The following is a 17,417-nucleotide window of genomic DNA, read 5'->3' on the forward strand; positions in this document are numbered from 1 at the left end:
CTTTATGCGCATGTATATATAACAACAATGATAGCGTTTACATTAACTATTTATGTACCAAGGAGATTAGTATGGTTTCGAAAGTTACAAAGACTACAGAAGAAACGACAAATACCCGTCGTAAATTTTTAAAAGGTAGCATAGCCGCTGCAGGAACTGCAGCTGTTGGCTTCCCAATGATATCTAATGCAGCATCTCACTCTAAACCTGTAGTTCTTAAACTACAAGGTGCCTGGGGTGGAGGTATTTTTAAAGAATATGCCGTAGATTACGTACGACGTGTTAATGAAATGTCAGGCGGCTCGCTCAAGATTGATTATCTTGACGTTGGTGCCGTTGTAAAAACGGCCGAAATGCAAACTGCAGTTTCTAAAGGCGTTATTGATGGCGCTCATCTTGTTACTGCGTACTGGTACAGTAAAAATGCAGCTGCATCTTTATTTGGTACTGGCCCATGTTGGGGTTGGACTGCTAACCAGCTTTTAGGCTGGATTGCTTATGGTGGCGGCCAGCAACTGTATGATGAATTAATGAATGATATTCTTCAATTGGATATCGTTGGTTTCTTCTCAGGTCCGATGCCTGCACAACCACTTGGCTGGTTCAAAAAAGAAATTAGCTCAGTTGCTGACATGAAAGGCCTCAAATACCGTACTGTTGGACTTGCTGCAAATGTTATGCAAGAAATGGGTATGTCTGTTGTACAACTTCCCGGTGGTGAAATTCAGCCAGCAATGGAACGCGGATTGATAGATGCTGCTGAATTTAATAACCCGACTTCCGATAAAGATTTTGGTATGCAAGACGTTGCCAAAAACTACTACCTAGCAAGCTTCCATCAATCTCAAGAGTCTTTCGAGATCATCTTTAACAAGAAGAAGTACGAATCTCTTTCTGCAGAACATAAAGCTATTCTCAAGTATGCTGCTGAAGCGGCTTCTGCTGATATGTCCTGGAAAGCACAGGATCGTTATTCAAATGACCTTGTAGCGCTAGAAAAAGAGCATGGTGTAAAAGTTCACCGAACACCAAATGATATCATGCTAGCTCAGCTAGATGCGTGGGATAAGGTTTTACCTAAATTTATGAAAGATCCATATTTTGCAAAAGTCGTAGAGTCTCAAAAAGCATGGATGAAGCGTGTTGGCGCGTTTGAGCTAACTAATGCTCCTGACTACGAAGGCGCTTACAACCACTATTTCAAGTAAGCTTTATTCGGTACATTTTGGGTTTCATCCAATTTGTATATGTAAAATCACAGACGGCACAGTTAGTGCCGTCTGTTTATAACTCCCCTATTGGCTGGTTTATCTAAGCCTCGTCAGGGCAAGTACACATTCAACTTTTATTTGAAGATCACTATGAATTCTATTCTTTTCTTTATTGATAATATAAGTGCATGGTTTGGTAAAATGTTTGGCTGGTGCATTATGGTACTGACTTTTGCCACAGTTTATGAAGTCTTTATGCGCTATGTTTTAAATGCTCCAACCACCTGGGCATTTGATATGAGTGTACAAATGTATGGCGCTCTTTTTATGATGGCAGGTGCCTACACTTTGTCACGTAATGGTCATGTACGTGGCGATGTAATTCATCGATTACTCCCAATAAAAGTACAGGCCGGGATAGATTTATTTCTCTATATCATCTTCCTATTACCCGGCGTGTTCGCACTCATATGGTACGGATGGGACTTCGCTGCCGATTCCTGGCGCTATAAAGAAGTGAGTTGGAGTAGTCCATCGCGCACCCAGATATATTTCTTCAAAACCTTGATTCCAGTTGCTGGATTTCTAGTATTACTCCAGGGAATCGCTGAAATTTTACGCTGTATATCCTGCATACGCACCGGTGAATGGCCACCACGTCTGCATGATGTTGAAGAGACAGAAACAATGCTTGCACATAAAGAAGAGGATTTTTCTGAAATAGAAGATGAAATGAGAAGTGAAATGAATAGTGGAGGTTCAAAATGACTGATCCACAAATTGCAATTTTAATGTTGGTGCTGTTTATCGGCATCGTACTTCTCGGTTTCCCCATTGCATTTACTTTGATAGCCATGGGCCTAGGTTTTGGTTATTACGCGTATGCCAAAGAAGATCAATTGGAACATATATTCCAGAACAATATTTTCGATTTATTTGTATCAAATACCTTCTCGGTCATGTCCAACGAGGTATTAGTCGCCGTCCCCCTCTTCTTATTTATGGGGTACGTTGTTGAACGCGCAAATATTGTAAATCGCCTATTTTTCAGTATTCAGATAGCAACACGCCATGTACCCGGCTCGATGGCGATTGCGGCACTTGCAACCTGCGCCATATTCGCAACAGCAACTGGTATTGTTGGAGCTGTCGTAACGCTAATGGGTTTATTAGCTTTCCCGGCAATGATGAAGGCAGGTTATGATAAAAAACTGGCTTCGGGCGTTATCTGTGCTGGCGGCACATTAGGTATTTTGATTCCTCCCAGCATTATGCTGATTGTTTATGCAGCAATCGCCCAGGTATCACCAGTACGTTTATATGCAGCAGCGCTATTTCCTGGAATCATGCTAGCCAGCATGTATATGATGTACGTTGTTGTTCGAGCAACGATTAACCCAAGTTTAGCGCCTAAACCAAAAGAAGAAGATGTTCCATCGATTGGAATTATTCTGTGGCAATTGCTTACCTCGTTTGTACCCTTATTCGTATTGATTCTGGGTGTATTAGGATCCATTCTGGCGGGTGTAGCAACCCCAGCTGAAGCAGCAGGTGTTGGATCATTAGGTGGTTTGATTCTAGCAGGCTTATATAGGTCATTATCTTGGGAAAGACTCAAGGAAGCAGTCTATCTGACAGCTAGAACGTCAGCAATGGTATGTTGGTTGTTTGTAGGATCATGGACGTTTGCTTCAGTATTTTCGTACCTAGGTGGACATGCCTTGATCGAGCACTGGATTTTGAGTATGGACCTTGGACCGATTCAGTTCTTGATAATTGCTCAGTTAATTATTTTCTTCTTGGGATGGCCACTAGAGTGGAGCGAAATCATTATCATTTTTGTTCCAATTTTTCTGCCATTGTTACAGCATTACAATATAGACCCATTATTTTTTGGAGTGTTGGTGGCACTCAATTTACAAACCTCTTTCCTTACACCGCCCATGGCCATGTCCGCCTATTACTTAAAAGGAGTAGCCGGTAAAACAGTCGAATTGATCGAGATTTTTAAAGGTATCATGCCCTATCTGGTGATCGTGATATTCGCGATGTTCCTGATGTATGTGTTCCCGCAAATTGTATTGTGGTTGCCCAAATACCTGTTTGGTTAGTGAGAATGATTTTGGTAAATAAAATATGAATCTTATTGAAATGAGTGCCACCGCAGCAGCAGCTGCGATTCAACAAGGCCAGGTAACTTCACAAGAATTAGTTCAAGCCTATGTAGACCAGATTAATGCGTATGATGAAGGAATACAGGCATGGGCGCATTTTGATCCTGATTATGCATTATCTCAGGCAAAAGACGCTGACCTTTTAAGAAAGAGTGGACAAACGACAGGACCACTCCACGGCATACCAATAGGAATCAAAGATATTTTTGATACCAAAGATATGCCAACAGAAGATGGAACAGCGATCCATAAAGGCCGTACCCCTGCTTATGACGCTAGTAGTGTTGAGTTCCTTCGGATGTCTGGCGCCATCATTATGGGTAAAACCGTAACAACCGAAATGGCAGTTTATACGGCGGGTAAAACCAAGAACCCGCACGATCCTTATCGAACTCCGGGAGGATCATCAAGCGGCTCTGCTGCTGCTGTCGCTTCCAATATGGTACCTCTTGCAATAGGTACACAAACTAATGGCTCAATAATACGTCCTGCATCCTATTGTGGAGTGGTGGGATATAAACCCAGTCACGGCCTGATTTCACGTTACCGGGTGTTACAGCAATCACTGCGTTTCGACAGTGTGGGTGTATTTGCTCGCGATGTCTCAGATGCAGCTTTGATAGCTCAGCAAATGATGGTGTTCGATAAACAAGACCCCGCGATGAAGGCTAGAATGCCTCCCAAACTTTTAGAAACCATAGAACAAGGACCACTGGTACCACCACGCTTAGTCTTTGTAAAAACACCAGCATGGGAAGAGCACGCTGACAATGACATAAAAGAAGGATTCTCAGAACTTGTCGATGCACTTGGCAATTCGGTTGAAACACTGGATTTAACTGATTTACTAAAAGATGTTGTTGAGTGGCATAGGGTCATTATGGAAACAGATATTGCCAAAAGCTTTCAGCGTGAATACAAGCAAGGCAAAAATGTCATGAGCTCTTCATTGCAGGAAATGATAGAGCGCGGGCAAAAGAATCTTGCGATTGATTACAATGACGCTGTTGATCATATCAAAGCACTTAATACTGCTCTGGATGAAATCATGTCTGAATATGATGCAATACTGACACCTTCAACTACGGGTGAAGCACCATTAGGGCTGGAATCAACAGGAAGCCCAATTTTTTGCACACCTTGGTCTTTTTGTGGAATGCCTTCGATAACTTTGCCATTAATGCAAGGTTCTAACAGCATGCCAATAGGAGTTCAGTTGGTCTCCTCTAAAGGGGATGACGCACGATTATTGAGAACCGCAGACTGGCTCACCAAAACTATTAATAGTTAACTAAAACGAATTAAACGAAGGATATATCAAATGAGTAATTTAATATCGGCGGCGATTTCATTAATAGTTATAACCGCCTTTCTCGGTGGTCTAGCCTACTCGATCTGGGAAAATACCGACGACATCGCATTTCCGGTAATTGTCGCGATCATTCTAGCCATGGTCTACAAAAGTGCTTACGATGAAATTAAATCTGGACCTAATCACGTTTAAGGAAAGTGGTTTAAGTAAGATGGCTTAATAAAAGTCACCCCCCTACTTTAAGACACTTTTTTTTAGCGCACTAGGATACTAATAACTTGATTGATACAAAGAACAATAAAACAGCAAAGATTCGCTTTAACACTAACACCGGAATCTTATGTGCGAGTTTTGCGCCATAAGGAGCTGTTAAGGCACTGGCCACAACAATACTTAAGGCGGCTGACAAATTGATATAACCCAGACTCCATTCTGGCATTGCATCTGAATCCCAACCAGAAATAATAAAGCCTAAGGTTCCTGCTAAAGCGATAGGTAAGCCAATGGCGGCAGATGTCGCAACAGCTTTGCGAACCTCGATATTACACAAGGCCATAAAAGGCACATTTAACGATCCGCCGCCAATACCGAGCAAGGATGAAATCGCGCCAATTGCTGTACTTGCAGATAATAACCCTGCACGTTCGGGTAATTTCCGATGTGGTTTGGGTTGTTTATTAAGTGCCATTTGAATAGCAACAGCCATAAGAAATGGTGAGAAAATCAGTTTTAAGGTATCACTGGGTAAGGCATCGGCAATAGCCGCTCCAATCAGCGCACCCAATAAAATCCCCGGAGTCATTTTCCAGAATATTGGCCAGAGTATTGCACCGTGAGCGTGATGCGCGCGAATTGATGATATCGAAGTAAAAACGATTGTAGCCAGGGAGGTTCCAATCGCCGTATGCATGATGATTGAAGGGTCTACGCCCTGATACTGGAAGATAAATACCAGCACAGGTACGATTACAACGCCGCCGCCAACGCCCAGTAAGCCCGCAAGAATGCCCGCAAAAGCACCCGTAATTAATAATAAAAGGAGATCAGCCATAGCATTCTACATTCTGGACTTTGATAAAAGACCAGAAGTATAGATGATATGTTTTATAAGAAACCAGCCTTATCCAAACTAGTTTTTAGAAATATTCACAATGCTGTACAGCATGCTTTTTGAGGAGGAAGTTGAATAACAAATCGACGATCAAAAATTAACCATTAAAAGACGGTTAAAACTTTTTAATTAAATTCAAAAACTCTTCGCGGGTTTTGGCATTTTCACGGAATGTTCCCAGCATCATGGAAGATATCGTTGATGAACCCTGCTTCTCGACGCCGCGCATCATCATGCAAAAATGCTGTGCTTCTATAACCACACCAACGCTGCTAGAACCTGTCGCATATTTAATCGCTTCTGCAATTTGCTTGGTCATATTCTCTTGAATCTGCAAGCGTCTTGCATACATATCAGTGATGCGTGCAACTTTGGATAAACCGATGACTTTACCCTCTGGCAAATACGCGACGTGTACTTTGCCGACAAATGGCAACAAATGATGTTCGCACAATGAATACATTTCGATATCTTTTACAATCACCATTTGGTCATTATCAGAATCAAAAACAGCACCATTGATCACATCATCCAGATCCTGATCATAACCTTTTGTTAAAAACTCCATTGCCTTTGCTGCACGATCTGGCGTTTTTTGAAGCCCGTCACGATTAACATCTTCGCCCAGATTAGTCAGTAATTCTGAGTAGAGTTTGCTGTTATCCATTTGTTATCCTTCCTTGTATTTTTTATCGTTTTCTTTTGGGTTTAATCTTTATTGCATTTTATAGAATTATTTTACTTATGCTTTCAGTGAGTTGCATAATCACTGATGGCTGGCATAAAAGATAATTCCTGTAGTTTTTAAAAGGCATTTATCGTAAATGGCACCCCCCTACTTTGGAGGACTTTTTTAACGACTTACAATTTACGTTTAATTTACTTTCGTATCGGTGTAATCGTAAAGCGCCAATCCGAACCTATTGATCGTATATCATGAATCGTTAAATCTATTGTATCTTTCATTTTATCCAGCCCGGGAATTGCCAACAACCCACGCGCATCATCACCCATAATTTTAGGCGCCATATAAAGCACGATCTCATCGACATAGCCTTGTTGCAACAATGCACCGCAAAGCGTAGCACCAGCTTCGACATGGATTTCATTGATTTGCTGTTGCGCCAGATCAGTCAGAATAGCGTTCAAATCTAGACCTTGAGATTTCGAATCAGTTTCAACAAAAGCGACTTTTGCACCTGCGGACTCAATCTGTTGAATCTTATCGCTATGCTTTCTCTTCGTATCAGCGCTGCAATAAATCAGTGTATCGCCTTCCAGAGCTAGCATTTTAGCCTCTGAAGATAATGCTAAGTGCGAATCTAATACGACGCGTAAAGGTTGATTTACTGGCCCATTGATCCCTAACTCATCAGCAGTCAATCTCACATTCAACGAAGGATCATCATCAATCGCAGTCCCCGAACCGGTTAAAATAGCATCGGCTTTAGCGCGTAAAAACTGCACATCTTTTCTCGCCTCAGCGCCTGTTATCCATTGGCTTTCACCTGACGCCATCGCTGTTTTACCATCGAGACTCATGGCGAGTTTTACTCTGACCCAGGGCAGCCCAGTTTCCATACGTTTGATAAAACCCGGGTTTAGTGCTCTTGATTGTGCTTCTAAAACACCTACTTCGACGTCGATACCAGCATCTCTTAGCAGCTGGATTCCGAGACCGGCAACTTGAGGGTTAGGGTCTTGCATGGCAATTACCACGCGTGAAAATTTTTCTTTGATAAGCGCTGTCGCACAAGGCGGTGTTTTACCCGTATGCGAACAGGGTTCTAAAGTAACGTATGCTGTAGCGCCAACAAGCGAACTGGTCGCAGCAGCGATTGCATTGACTTCAGCATGCCCTTGACCTGCATACTGGTGATAACCTTCCCCGATTATTTCGCCATCTTTAACGATGACACAACCCACACGTGGATTAGGATGAGTCGTGTATTGACCTTTTTGAGCCAACTGAATAGCACGCGCCATAAAAGCATGATCTTGAGCATTCATTTGAGGTGAGGTTTGCTTACTCATAAAGAAGATAAAAAGAGAAGTGGATTAAGACAGTATAACGATAAATTGAGAGGTCTATCGATTTACGTCCCCGGAAGTTTATTCTGGCGTTTTTTAAGCTCTGGGCTAGGAGAATTCTCAAGCCCTTCAATGGCATCGATAAACTCACCAATATCATTAAAGTCACGATAAACCGAGGCGAAACGAATATACGCAACATCATCCAGCTTGCGTAATTCTTCCATCACGAATTCACCAATCAGATTGGTGGTTAAATCAGATTTGTCGTTTTTATCCGTAGAACCTTCGCGCGCTAGAATGCGCTTCTGAATATCCATCACGGCACGGTCGATGGATTTAGAATCGACAGGACGTTTTTGCGTAGCTCGCATTAGTCCTGCTCTAAGTTTATGCTCGTTAAATGCCTGTTTTTCACCGCCTGACTTGGTCACTTGCGGCATATTAAAAACAGCTATTTCATAGGTACTAAAACGTTCGTTGCAGGAAGTACACTCCCTGCGACGACGCACTTGATCGCCCTCACTGGCAAGACGCGAATCTACTACTCGAGTATCATCTTCTCCACAGAAAGGGCAATGCATAAATAACTACCGACTTATTTGTAAACAGGTAAACGCTGACAGATTTCAGTCACTTTTTCGCGTACTTCTTCGATTATGCTGGTATCGTTTTCATCTTTTGCGATTGATTCCAACACGTCACAAATCCAATGCGCAAGTTGCGAACTGTCTTCTGCGTTAAAACCACGCGTAGTGATTGCAGGAGAACCGATACGTAGACCACTCGTTACGAATGGAGATTGCGGATCGTTAGGCACAGAGTTTTTGTTAACCGTGATGTGAGCGTTACCCAAAGCAGCATCAGCCACTTTACCGGTTAATCCTTTGTCGATGAGATCAAGCAGGAATAAGTGATTTTCAGTACCGCCAGAAACGATATTGAAACCACGCTCGATAAAGGTATTCGCCATTGCCTGTGCGTTAACCACAACCTGCTTTTGGTATTCTGTAAATGCTGGCTCTAATGCTTCTTTAAACGCTACCGCTTTACCAGCGATCGCATGCATTAACGGACCACCCTGAGTACCCGGGAAAACCAAAGAGTTTAATTTCTTTTCAATCTCTGGATTCGCTTTTGCAAGGATGATTCCACCGCGTGGACCACGTAGAGTTTTGTGTGTAGTAGATGTGGTTACATCAGCAATTTGTACTGGAGATGGGTAAATACCTGCAGCAACCAAACCGGCAACGTGAGCCATATCGACAAATAAATAGGCACCCACTTCATCAGCGATATCACGGAATTTCTGCCAATCGACAACTTGTGAATAAGCGGAGAAACCAGCAATAATCATTTTTGGCTTATGTTCACGCGCTAAATTAGCAACTTCTTCGTAATCAATAATGCCTTTATCATCTATGCCGTACTGAACCGCATTGTAAACTTTACCGGAAAAACTGACGTGTGAACCATGTGTAAGATGTCCGCCATCAGATAGAGACATACCAAGAATTGTATCTCCTGGCTCAACAAGCGCCATGTAAACCGCAAGGTTTGCTGATGAACCTGAATGCGGCTGTACATTCGCGTAATCCGCACCAAATAATTCTTTAACACGATCGATTGCTAACTGCTCTGCAACATCAACGTATTCACAACCACCGTAATAACGCTTACCCGGGTAACCTTCTGCATATTTATTAGTAAGCACAGAACCTTGTGCTTCCATCACGCGAGGGCTTGTGTAGTTTTCAGAAGCGATCAACTCAATGTGATCTTCCTGTCGTTGTACTTCAGAGGCTATAGCAGCAGCAAGTTCTGGATCGTAACTTGCGATTGTCATGTCTTTAGAAAACATTGTTGAATGCTCCAGATTATTTCAGAAAAGAGCGACATAATAACGCAAAAATTCTAAATAGATAATGCTATAACGACATCTTTTTGCTCTTCTAAGCTGAAGAATGCAGAGAACACCCACAATTCATTTTAAGACAGCTGATTTATTCTTGAAGCCACCCCCCTACTTATGGGCAGTTTTTATCCTATGAATTTTCAAATAGGTCATGCATGCTCTACAACCTCCCATAACCAACACACTTCAACCAAGTGTTATGTTTGTTAAATATAAGAGTTAACCACCCATGGAAACAGTCTCAATCTTGGTAGATGTGCAAAACGTCTATTACACAACCAGGCAAGCTTACAAACGGAATTTTGATTACAACAAATTTTGGGCGCAAGCGACAAAAAACCGAAAACTTGTAAAAGCGACTGCGTATGCAATTGAAAGTCAGGACGATAAACAAAGGCAGTTTCAAAATATACTCAGAGCCATTGGCTTTGAGGTGAAATTAAAACCCTATATCCAGCGTTCGGATGGTTCCGCAAAAGGAGATTGGGACGTGGGTATCGCCTTAGATGCGATGGAATATGCCGAACAAAGTGATACGGTTATTCTGGTATCCGGTGATGGTGATTTTGATTTACTCGCGAATCGCATGCAAATCAAACATCATGCATCGGTCGTGGTTTATGGCGTAGAACCATTAACAGCAGCGTCTTTAATCAATGCAGCTAGCCAGTTTATCCCTATTGATTCTACTCTATTGTTGTAGCCAGATTAATACCACAATTAAACGAAACTAAATGGCACCCCCCACCTTTGAGGCACTTTTAATGACTCAATTCAGTAGAAAATTAATGACTCGATTAAAGTTCGGTTGCCAATCTACCCATTTATGTCCACCATCGTAGATAAAATACTCGTGCTCTCGTCCATTTTTCTGCAATAGCTCATGAAAGCTTTGATTCGTTCTAATAATATTGGGTTGATCTTTATCTCCCCAGATTAGTTGTAGACGTATTTTTTGCAGCGCTACCATTATTCTTATCTGACCAGACACTTCTAATGCTTTGTGATTCATCACCATTATAAAGTTTGGGGCCGAAGATTCGTTTCAGAGGGAAAAATAGACGGACCAGTAAAGGCACTTTTGCATCCTGCTTATTCTCATTACTCAACACAGGCGTGCTTATTGCACTGAGACTTGAAAAACTGTTTTTATAAATACTGGCCATACGCAAAGCACCAAAGCCACCCATGGATATTCCCATCAGGCTGCAATGTTCGGGACAATCCAGCGTATTATAATCTTTTTGTACTTTAGGCAGAATGTCCTGCATCACCCAGTCGCGATAATTATGTGAGCCATCGTACCAATTTTCCCAGAAGCCCTTACCACCGTTTGGCGTGACCAAAATAAAACGAGGCATTTGACCCGCGTTGATTTGTTGGTCGAAGTAACGATGAGTTTTGTATTGCTCCAGAGTATTATGATCATCTCGAGCACCGTGTAGAAATAGCACCAGCGGCAGTCTTTCTGTCTTGACCCAGTTCGACGGTGTGTAAACGCCATACTCGATGGTTTTATCTAAACTGCTGGTTGGGATTTTTTCATACGCCAACTCTGTTCCTTTAAAACTGGAACAGCCCACTTGAACAACAAATAAGCCAATGAAAGCCGCCTGTTTCATTAATCTTATAAAGTTATGGTAATTAGGCATATTTATTAGGCTAAATGATTAGTCCTTAAAAAACAAATACACCCCCCTACTTTGGGGCAGTTTTTTTAATAAGTTTAAAAGAGATGTTTTTCAAACAGCAAACCCGAGTGATAAACTCCGCGAATGAATAATGAAAAACGCTATGAAATTTTCAGACGCTTTCGAGAAGCTAACCCACACCCAACCACCGAACTGGAATTTGATTCCCCTTTTGAATTATTAGTTGCAGTTACGTTATCTGCGCAGGCAACCGATGTTAGTGTGAATAAAGCAACCGCAAAACTATTTCCAGTGGCGAATACACCCGAAGCCATTTATGCCTTGGGAGAAGATGGCTTGAAGGAATACATCAAAACGATCGGTTTGTATAATAGCAAAGCTAAAAATGTGATTGCGGCTTGCAAAATGCTCATTGATCTTCATCACTCTGAAGTGCCTGACGATCGAGAAGCGTTAGAAGCATTACCCGGTGTTGGTCGAAAAACCGCCAATGTGGTTTTAAATACCGCATTCGGACACCCCACAATGGCCGTCGATACACATATTTTTCGTGTATCCAATCGAACAGGAATCGCAAAAGGCAAAAATGTCGTTGAAGTCGAAAAAAAACTACTACACTTTGTGCCTAAAGAATTTCTAGTCGATGCACACCATTGGTTAATTTTACACGGGCGTTACATTTGTGTTGCGAGGAAACCCAGATGTGGCGCCTGTTTGATTAGTGATTTATGTGATTATAAAGAGAAAAATCTATGACTAACTCCACTTCATCCGACAACGCTCATAATTTTCGTGTCGCCATATTAGATGAAACCACCTTTAATCCGGGAGATCTGGATTTAGAGGCTTTGGTTGAACTGGCTCAAGATTGTCAGCGTTACCCGAACACCAGCGCAGAGCAACGACTCGAACGCCTCGAAGGCATCGATGTTGCAATCGCTAATAAGGTTGTTTTTGATCGCGAATTATTAGCGCAATGCCCACAATTAAAAGCCATTTTATTAACCGCTACCGGCATGGATAATATCGATCTTGAAGCCTGCGAAGAAATGGGAATCGCCACATACAATGTGACCAATTATGGGACTCCCTCTGTTGCCCAACATGTTTTAATGTTAATTCTAGCGTTATCGACCTCATTAAATGATTACCAGACAATGACGCGAAATGGCGGTTGGTCAAAGAGCGAACATTTCAGCAGCCTGCAATTCCCTATTCGTGAATTAGCAGGAAAAACTATTGGTCTCGTTGGTTACGGCACCTTAGCCAAAGGCGTCGAAAGAATTGCCAGAGCATTTGACATGAATGTCCTGATTGCTGCTCGCGCAGGTGCAGACACTGTGCCAGATGGTCGTTTATTACTGGATGATTTATTACCCCTTGTTGATGTGCTGAGTCTGCATTGTCCACTCACAGCTGAGACCCATAAACTGATTAATCGCGAAGCTTTAGAAAAGATGAAATCAGATGCCATTTTAATCAATACCGCCCGCGGTGCTGTGGTTGATAATGAAGAATTAGCGCAAGCACTGAGAGATGGTGTGATAGCTGGCGCAGGTATCGATGTACTAGAACAAGAACCGCCACCAGCAGATCACCCATTATTAGCTGCTGATATACCAAACCTGATTGTGACTCCACATGTTGCCTGGGCTGCCATTGAAGCGAGACAGCGCGTGGTAAATAAGACTACGCAGAATCTTAGAGACTGGCTGTCTAAACAAGAGCAACCAGAAAACGAAACAGTGGAAACGTAGCAGCAGGTAAGTAGTAATAAGCAAACAGCAGGACAGCAGTAACGATAAAATTTATACCTAGTTACATTTCGCTGTACCGATTCAATGCGGTATAGCGAAATGTGACTTTATTCACAGAACTCCGTCTGCATATAAGATATTTTGTCACTATGGCTAAACGTCCGAATATCTGTGATTACCATGATGTCTATGAAGCAGAAGTGACAGACACTTTCTGTGACCCTATTTTTAATAAACGCAACATCATTGCAGAAGGCGACTCCTGGTTCACTATTGGCGGTCAAAGCCTACAATACCCCTGGTTTACCAATATCCTATATACCTTGCGTTTTAGCGAAGAAGTGTTGATTCTGAATCTCGCTGAACCTGGCGACACCATCAAACATATCTCTTCGATGCCACGCGATCAGTCGTTTAAATTCGCCATTGAAGAACATACTACGACCCCATGGGATGCGATAATTTTGAGTGCTGGGGGCAATGACCTCATCGATAAAGCACGCACTTTAATTAAAAATCGCTTAGAACGGCAGGGAGAAACTATCCGTAAACCTGCCGATTATTGTAAACAGGTTGAAGTGAATAACTTTCTGCAAAATATCGAAAACCACTTCCGCCGTTTGGCGGCTATTCGTGGCAATCACGTCATTCCAATCGTCTTACATACCTACGATTACCCAACACCACGCGATGCACCTGCACGCTTCTTTGGCGTAGGTTTGCTTGGTCCCTGGCTTTATCCCTGTATGAAAAATGCCGAGATCCCAAAAACGGACTGGCAAACATTGAGTGATTATTTATTCGATCAACTCTCCGAGCGACTTTTGAGTCTGGAAAATGGTGTAAATCCTATCGCTAATTTTCACGTGGTTGATACGCGCCATCTACTCACGCGAGCTGCACTGGATAGCACAGGTGAAAGTGGCGACTGGATGAATGAGATTCATCCGAATAAAAAAGGCTATAAAAAAATTGCGCATAAAATTGAACAAAAGCTTAAAATGATCAACGCGATTCATTAAATTTTATGGTAATTATGTCTTCTGACAACGCTTCAAATACAACTTCATCCGACCAATACGAACAACAACGCGAACAGCTGCGTCAGTTTTATTGCGATACCTGGGATAAACACCTCAAACAACAACAGACGCTGACCGACCTCGAACAGCAAGTCACCGCGGTCATCAAAGAGCACCCAGAATATCATGGCTTGTTAGAAAACAAAGAAGCCAGTGTTAACGCCGAATATTTGCCGGAGATGGGAGAAAATAATCCTTTTTTACACATGGGCATGCACTTGGGTATTCGAGAGCAAGTAACGACTAACCGCCCTGTTGGCATCGCTGAACTTTATCAACGTTTGGTTGCCTTAAAAGGAGTACACGATACCGAGCATGAAATGATGGAATGTTTATCAGAAGCGATGTGGCAGGCACAGCAGAATAATATCGCGCCTGATGAAAATAGCTATCTGGATTGTCTGGGTAAGATGGAAGAAAAGTTTCGGACGAATAAAGACTAAACTCATTCACCTCCATTGAAAATTGTATTCGTTGTAACCTTAAATCTAACTAAGCGATATGCAAACATGACACACACTAAAACAATCACACGTTGTAGCTTTTATGCACTTTCATTATTGATAATTAGTGCTTGTTCTAGTTCATCCAGTACAACGACTGATTCCGCTAAAAGCAAAGTAGATGACGCTATTCCAGTCAGTGTTGAACAAAAAATCGAGACGGGCATTGTTTTAGCCGTCAGAATTATAGAGGTAGCACCAGAACCGATTCACTCCTACGGTAATGTTGGTGTGAATGTAGATTCAAGTGGAACCTCGGGAATTCAGGGATCTATTGATCTAAAAACCTTAAGCACCCTCTACCGCAACGCGACCAAAGACAAAACCGCGCAAGAATTAATCGTTAAAAAAGATATGGGTGAAACGGTAGCAATTACACAATCAACCAAAGAAATTTTTAAAGTTGGCGATCGAATAAAAGTGCTTAAAAGGGATGGAAAAGCGGTTGTTATTCACTAACTCATTATTTTAGCTATAGACCATAAAACAAAAAGCCACCTCCCCACTTACAGGCACTTTTTAAAAAAACGCCTGTAAGAGGGGAGGTGGCTTAAGACTATTTATCTAATCTAAAGCTTAACTACTGTGTCTCAACTCTAGATAACGCCTGCGTAATAAGGCGATCACGCCAAGTAACAATAAACCTAAGAAGTTCATGCTACCGCCCTTTTTCGTGGTTTCATCATCAGTAGAATCTGATGCATCGCTAGACGATTTCGATGGATCTAAAGGAAACTCATCTTCATCGTCTGAAACACCGTCATTATCGTCATCAGTATCCGCATTGTTACCTACTCCATCACCGTCAGTATCAACCGACTCAGAAGCATCTAAAGCAAACGCATCATCTCTGTCTGGTACATTATCACCATCATCATCAGTGTCGGCATTATTACCTGTTCCATCACCATCGGTATCTATCGACTCAGTCGCATCTAAGGCAAATGCATCATCAACATCCGGGACATTATCGTTATCATCATCGAGGTCAGCATTATTACCCGTGCCATCACCATCGGTATCGACTGATTCATTTTTATCTAATGGAAAAGCATCATCTATATCAGCAACACCGTCATTATCGTCGTCGTCATCAGCCAAATTGCTTATACCATCACCGTCAGTATCTAATGATTCAGTTGGACCAAGTGGGAATGCATCGTTTATATCAAGTACTCCATCACCATCATCATCTGTATCCGCATTATTTCCTGTTCCATCGCCATCAGTATCTACTGATTCATTCTTATCTAATGGGAAAGCATCATTAGCGTCAGGAACATTATCGCCATCATCATCTGCATCGACACCATCATCACACATACCATCATTATCTGTGTCTAGTGGAACTGACGTGTTATCTAAACTATCCGTACCACAGATACCTTCATCAACATCAGAGAAAGTATCGTTATCATCATCAGCGTCGACGCCAGCATCACATAGTTTATCGTTATCAGTATCCGTTGGCGTATCTGAAATATTGAGTGGGTCAGAGCCACACGTAGCTTCATCAAAGTCGGAGAAGCCATCATCATCATCGTCTAAATCAATGATATCTATCTGGGCAGTTAATGTATCTAACTGCGCATTCATCACATCTACTTTTTGCTTTAATAATGCTGCAGCGGCAATTTGATCTTCGACGACAGAATAATCATTAAGTCGTTCGAGGGTTAAAATATCAGTAGCATCTATTGCCCCAGCTACATTAGCAATACGACGTAATAAAGTAGCCTTACCTACCGAAACGGTATTTACCTCAAATTCACTTGAGGAACCAATAGCAATACTGTTACCTAGGTCATTAGCAGGGTTTGCTGTACCAAACATAAGGGCTGACTGAACTTCAAAATCTACATCAGGGTCACATATAAAAGAACAGGTGTAATTGCCTCCTGAGAAAACGCAAGTTGCAGGGTCTTGTACCGGAGTTATAAATGGTTGACCGATTGGAATTGTTCCTGTCACAGGTGGTAGATTATCGGGAGCTGGAGAAAAAATATTTGCAGGAACAGAACAATCATAAGAGGGAACCACACCATCTAGAGCAGTTACTAATCTAGTTTTATCTTTAGTAACTGATTTTACTTGTATATCAAAATAAGACGGCTCTGTATCTCTAGATGAATTTGCTTCAAGATTCCAGCTTTGCCCTAAACCAGCAGCTGCAGCCGTATCTGTCATACGAATGCGTAGATTATTCTCTTTTAGTCTAAGTGTGTCGCCATTGAATACTTCACCATCGGCACAATCAAATCCAATACAGGCTGATGCATCAGGGGTAGAACAACTGTATTCACAAGTAAAAACCCCAGCAACTGTTGTACATGCAATTGGGGTCGCAATTATTAATGGATCACCTACGGGTATTACTGATCCAACTGAACTTGTATCAAAAGAATTTGTTGTAGAATCATAAGGCAGTGTAACCCCTGCGCTACAATCATAAGCTGGGGCAGTGCCATCACTCACATTATTGAGTATTAAATCATCATTAATAACTTGATCGGCTATTGCGCCATAAAAGGGGATAAGTAATAGCAGTAGGCAAATTTTTATTTGTATTACTTTATTGTAAAATAACATCTGTATTCTCCATTCTCTCTTTGAATTTTCTGCTCTTTTTTATACCCTTATCGATATGTTTTTTAATCGATGAGAGAAAA

Annotated in this window: 19 protein-coding genes; 11 read left to right on the plus strand and 8 right to left on the minus strand. The window is 41.9% G+C overall.

All coding sequences use genetic code 11. The features are described 5' to 3' along the window. Positions 1-71: 71 nt before the first annotated feature. The 5 genes from EV695_RS07970 (at position 72) to EV695_RS07990 (ending at position 4,889) form a co-directional block, all read left to right on the plus strand. Positions 72-1,208 (plus strand): TRAP transporter substrate-binding protein, encoded by a 1,137-nt coding sequence (locus EV695_RS07970; protein WP_131905414.1) that lies wholly within the window; start codon positions 72-74, stop codon positions 1,206-1,208. Between the two features lie 204 nt (positions 1,209-1,412). Continuing rightward, positions 1,413-1,979, plus strand: a complete 567-nt coding sequence (locus EV695_RS07975) for a TRAP transporter small permease subunit (protein ID WP_207907009.1) — start codon at positions 1,413-1,415, stop codon at positions 1,977-1,979. Continuing rightward, on the plus strand, positions 1,976-3,322 hold the full coding sequence (locus EV695_RS07980; RefSeq protein ID WP_131905415.1) for a TRAP transporter large permease: 1,347 nt from the start codon (positions 1,976-1,978) through the stop codon (positions 3,320-3,322). The genes EV695_RS07975 and EV695_RS07980 overlap by 4 nt, the downstream gene beginning before the upstream one ends. A gap of 25 nt (positions 3,323-3,347) precedes the next feature. Then, positions 3,348-4,676, plus strand: coding sequence for an amidase (locus EV695_RS07985; protein ID WP_131905416.1), 1,329 nt, complete (start codon positions 3,348-3,350; stop codon positions 4,674-4,676). 30 nt (positions 4,677-4,706) lie between these two features. Then, positions 4,707-4,889 (plus strand): hypothetical protein, encoded by a 183-nt coding sequence (locus tag EV695_RS07990; protein WP_131905417.1) that lies wholly within the window; start codon positions 4,707-4,709, stop codon positions 4,887-4,889. 70 nt (positions 4,890-4,959) lie between these two features. Here the strand turns inward: EV695_RS07990 and EV695_RS07995 are convergent, their stop codons facing one another. The 5 genes from EV695_RS07995 to glyA form a co-directional block, all read right to left on the minus strand. After that, a complete protein-coding gene (locus tag EV695_RS07995; RefSeq protein WP_131905418.1) occupies positions 4,960-5,748 on the minus strand; it encodes a sulfite exporter TauE/SafE family protein in 789 nt (262 codons plus the stop codon). A gap of 175 nt (positions 5,749-5,923) precedes the next feature. Beyond that, positions 5,924-6,475: a GTP cyclohydrolase I FolE gene (folE, locus tag EV695_RS08000; RefSeq protein ID WP_131905419.1), complete on the minus strand. Its 552-nt coding sequence runs from the start codon at positions 6,473-6,475 to the stop codon at positions 5,924-5,926. 212 nt (positions 6,476-6,687) lie between these two features. Further along, on the minus strand, positions 6,688-7,818 hold the full coding sequence (gene ribD, locus EV695_RS08005) for a bifunctional diaminohydroxyphosphoribosylaminopyrimidine deaminase/5-amino-6-(5-phosphoribosylamino)uracil reductase RibD (protein ID WP_207907010.1): 1,131 nt from the start codon (positions 7,816-7,818) through the stop codon (positions 6,688-6,690). Positions 7,819-7,904: 86 nt separating this feature from the next. Further along, positions 7,905-8,423 (minus strand): transcriptional regulator NrdR, encoded by a 519-nt coding sequence (gene nrdR, locus EV695_RS08010; protein WP_131905420.1) that lies wholly within the window; start codon positions 8,421-8,423, stop codon positions 7,905-7,907. 14 nt (positions 8,424-8,437) lie between these two features. Continuing rightward, positions 8,438-9,700 carry a serine hydroxymethyltransferase gene (glyA, locus tag EV695_RS08015; RefSeq protein WP_131905421.1) on the minus strand — a complete coding sequence of 421 codons (1,263 nt, stop codon included), beginning with the start codon at positions 9,698-9,700 and terminating at the stop codon, positions 8,438-8,440. Positions 9,701-9,983: 283 nt separating this feature from the next. On the opposite strand from glyA, the gene EV695_RS08020 reads away from it, so the two are divergent. Then, positions 9,984-10,457: a LabA-like NYN domain-containing protein gene (locus EV695_RS08020; protein WP_131905422.1), complete on the plus strand. Its 474-nt coding sequence runs from the start codon at positions 9,984-9,986 to the stop codon at positions 10,455-10,457. A 66-nt stretch (positions 10,458-10,523) separates the two neighbouring features. Here the strand turns inward: EV695_RS08020 and EV695_RS20550 are convergent, their stop codons facing one another. After that, the gene (locus tag EV695_RS20550; RefSeq protein ID WP_131905423.1) at positions 10,524-10,772 is read right to left on the minus strand and encodes an alpha/beta hydrolase-fold protein; all 249 of its coding nucleotides are present in this window, start codon (positions 10,770-10,772) and stop codon (positions 10,524-10,526) included. Beyond that, on the minus strand, positions 10,678-11,406 hold the full coding sequence (locus EV695_RS08030; protein WP_131905424.1) for an alpha/beta hydrolase: 729 nt from the start codon (positions 11,404-11,406) through the stop codon (positions 10,678-10,680). The genes EV695_RS20550 and EV695_RS08030 overlap by 95 nt, the downstream gene beginning before the upstream one ends. A gap of 123 nt (positions 11,407-11,529) precedes the next feature. Here EV695_RS08030 and nth point away from each other — a divergent pair, with 123 nt between their 5' ends. The 5 genes from nth (at position 11,530) to EV695_RS08055 (ending at position 15,207) form a co-directional block, all read left to right on the plus strand. Then, positions 11,530-12,162, plus strand: coding sequence for an endonuclease III (nth, locus tag EV695_RS08035; RefSeq protein WP_131905425.1), 633 nt, complete (start codon positions 11,530-11,532; stop codon positions 12,160-12,162). Then, on the plus strand, positions 12,159-13,163 hold the full coding sequence (locus EV695_RS08040; protein WP_131905426.1) for a D-2-hydroxyacid dehydrogenase: 1,005 nt from the start codon (positions 12,159-12,161) through the stop codon (positions 13,161-13,163). The genes nth and EV695_RS08040 overlap by 4 nt, the downstream gene beginning before the upstream one ends. A 149-nt stretch (positions 13,164-13,312) precedes the next feature. Continuing rightward, positions 13,313-14,185 carry an SGNH/GDSL hydrolase family protein gene (locus EV695_RS08045; protein WP_131905427.1) on the plus strand — a complete coding sequence of 291 codons (873 nt, stop codon included), beginning with the start codon at positions 13,313-13,315 and terminating at the stop codon, positions 14,183-14,185. Positions 14,186-14,199: 14 nt separating this feature from the next. Then, positions 14,200-14,688 carry a DUF1841 family protein gene (locus EV695_RS08050; protein ID WP_131905428.1) on the plus strand — a complete coding sequence of 163 codons (489 nt, stop codon included), beginning with the start codon at positions 14,200-14,202 and terminating at the stop codon, positions 14,686-14,688. Positions 14,689-14,754: 66 nt separating this feature from the next. Next, entirely contained in the window at positions 14,755-15,207 is a 453-nt protein-coding gene (locus EV695_RS08055; protein ID WP_131905429.1) for a hypothetical protein, read from the plus strand. 117 nt (positions 15,208-15,324) lie between these two features. On the opposite strand, the gene EV695_RS08060 is transcribed toward EV695_RS08055, so the two are convergent. Beyond that, complete coding sequence (locus tag EV695_RS08060) at positions 15,325-17,337, minus strand: GlyGly-CTERM sorting domain-containing protein (protein ID WP_131905430.1); 2,013 nt, start codon at positions 17,335-17,337, stop codon at positions 15,325-15,327. Between the last annotated feature and the right edge of the window lie 80 nt (positions 17,338-17,417).

This window comes from Cocleimonas flava (assembly GCF_004339015.1).
GTDB lineage: Bacteria > Pseudomonadota > Gammaproteobacteria > Thiotrichales > Thiotrichaceae > Cocleimonas > Cocleimonas flava.

What these genes read in the sequence shown, in the direction of transcription:
- EV695_RS07980 (WP_131905415.1), top strand. Translation starts at nt 1,976, where the DNA reads ATGACTGATCCACAAATTGCAATTTTAATGTTGGTGCTGTTTATCGGC.
- EV695_RS08045 (WP_131905427.1), top strand. Translation starts at nt 13,313, where the DNA reads ATGGCTAAACGTCCGAATATCTGTGATTACCATGATGTCTATGAAGCA.
- folE (WP_131905419.1), bottom strand. Translation starts at nt 6,475, where the DNA reads ATGGATAACAGCAAACTCTACTCAGAATTACTGACTAATCTGGGCGAA.
- EV695_RS07995 (WP_131905418.1), bottom strand. Translation starts at nt 5,748, where the DNA reads ATGGCTGATCTCCTTTTATTATTAATTACGGGTGCTTTTGCGGGCATT.
- EV695_RS08050 (WP_131905428.1), top strand. Translation starts at nt 14,200, where the DNA reads ATGTCTTCTGACAACGCTTCAAATACAACTTCATCCGACCAATACGAA.
- glyA (WP_131905421.1), bottom strand. Translation starts at nt 9,700, where the DNA reads ATGTTTTCTAAAGACATGACAATCGCAAGTTACGATCCAGAACTTGCT.
- EV695_RS08030 (WP_131905424.1), bottom strand. Translation starts at nt 11,406, where the DNA reads ATGCCTAATTACCATAACTTTATAAGATTAATGAAACAGGCGGCTTTC.
- ribD (WP_207907010.1), bottom strand. Translation starts at nt 7,818, where the DNA reads ATGAATGCTCAAGATCATGCTTTTATGGCGCGTGCTATTCAGTTGGCT.
- nrdR (WP_131905420.1), bottom strand. Translation starts at nt 8,423, where the DNA reads ATGCATTGCCCTTTCTGTGGAGAAGATGATACTCGAGTAGTAGATTCG.
- EV695_RS08020 (WP_131905422.1), top strand. Translation starts at nt 9,984, where the DNA reads ATGGAAACAGTCTCAATCTTGGTAGATGTGCAAAACGTCTATTACACA.
- EV695_RS07990 (WP_131905417.1), top strand. Translation starts at nt 4,707, where the DNA reads ATGAGTAATTTAATATCGGCGGCGATTTCATTAATAGTTATAACCGCC.
- EV695_RS08040 (WP_131905426.1), top strand. Translation starts at nt 12,159, where the DNA reads ATGACTAACTCCACTTCATCCGACAACGCTCATAATTTTCGTGTCGCC.
- nth (WP_131905425.1), top strand. Translation starts at nt 11,530, where the DNA reads ATGAATAATGAAAAACGCTATGAAATTTTCAGACGCTTTCGAGAAGCT.
- EV695_RS08055 (WP_131905429.1), top strand. Translation starts at nt 14,755, where the DNA reads ATGACACACACTAAAACAATCACACGTTGTAGCTTTTATGCACTTTCA.
- EV695_RS08060 (WP_131905430.1), bottom strand. Translation starts at nt 17,337, where the DNA reads ATGTTATTTTACAATAAAGTAATACAAATAAAAATTTGCCTACTGCTA.
- EV695_RS07970 (WP_131905414.1), top strand. Translation starts at nt 72, where the DNA reads ATGGTTTCGAAAGTTACAAAGACTACAGAAGAAACGACAAATACCCGT.
- EV695_RS20550 (WP_131905423.1), bottom strand. Translation starts at nt 10,772, where the DNA reads ATGGTGATGAATCACAAAGCATTAGAAGTGTCTGGTCAGATAAGAATA.
- EV695_RS07975 (WP_207907009.1), top strand. Translation starts at nt 1,413, where the DNA reads ATGTTTGGCTGGTGCATTATGGTACTGACTTTTGCCACAGTTTATGAA.
- EV695_RS07985 (WP_131905416.1), top strand. Translation starts at nt 3,348, where the DNA reads ATGAATCTTATTGAAATGAGTGCCACCGCAGCAGCAGCTGCGATTCAA.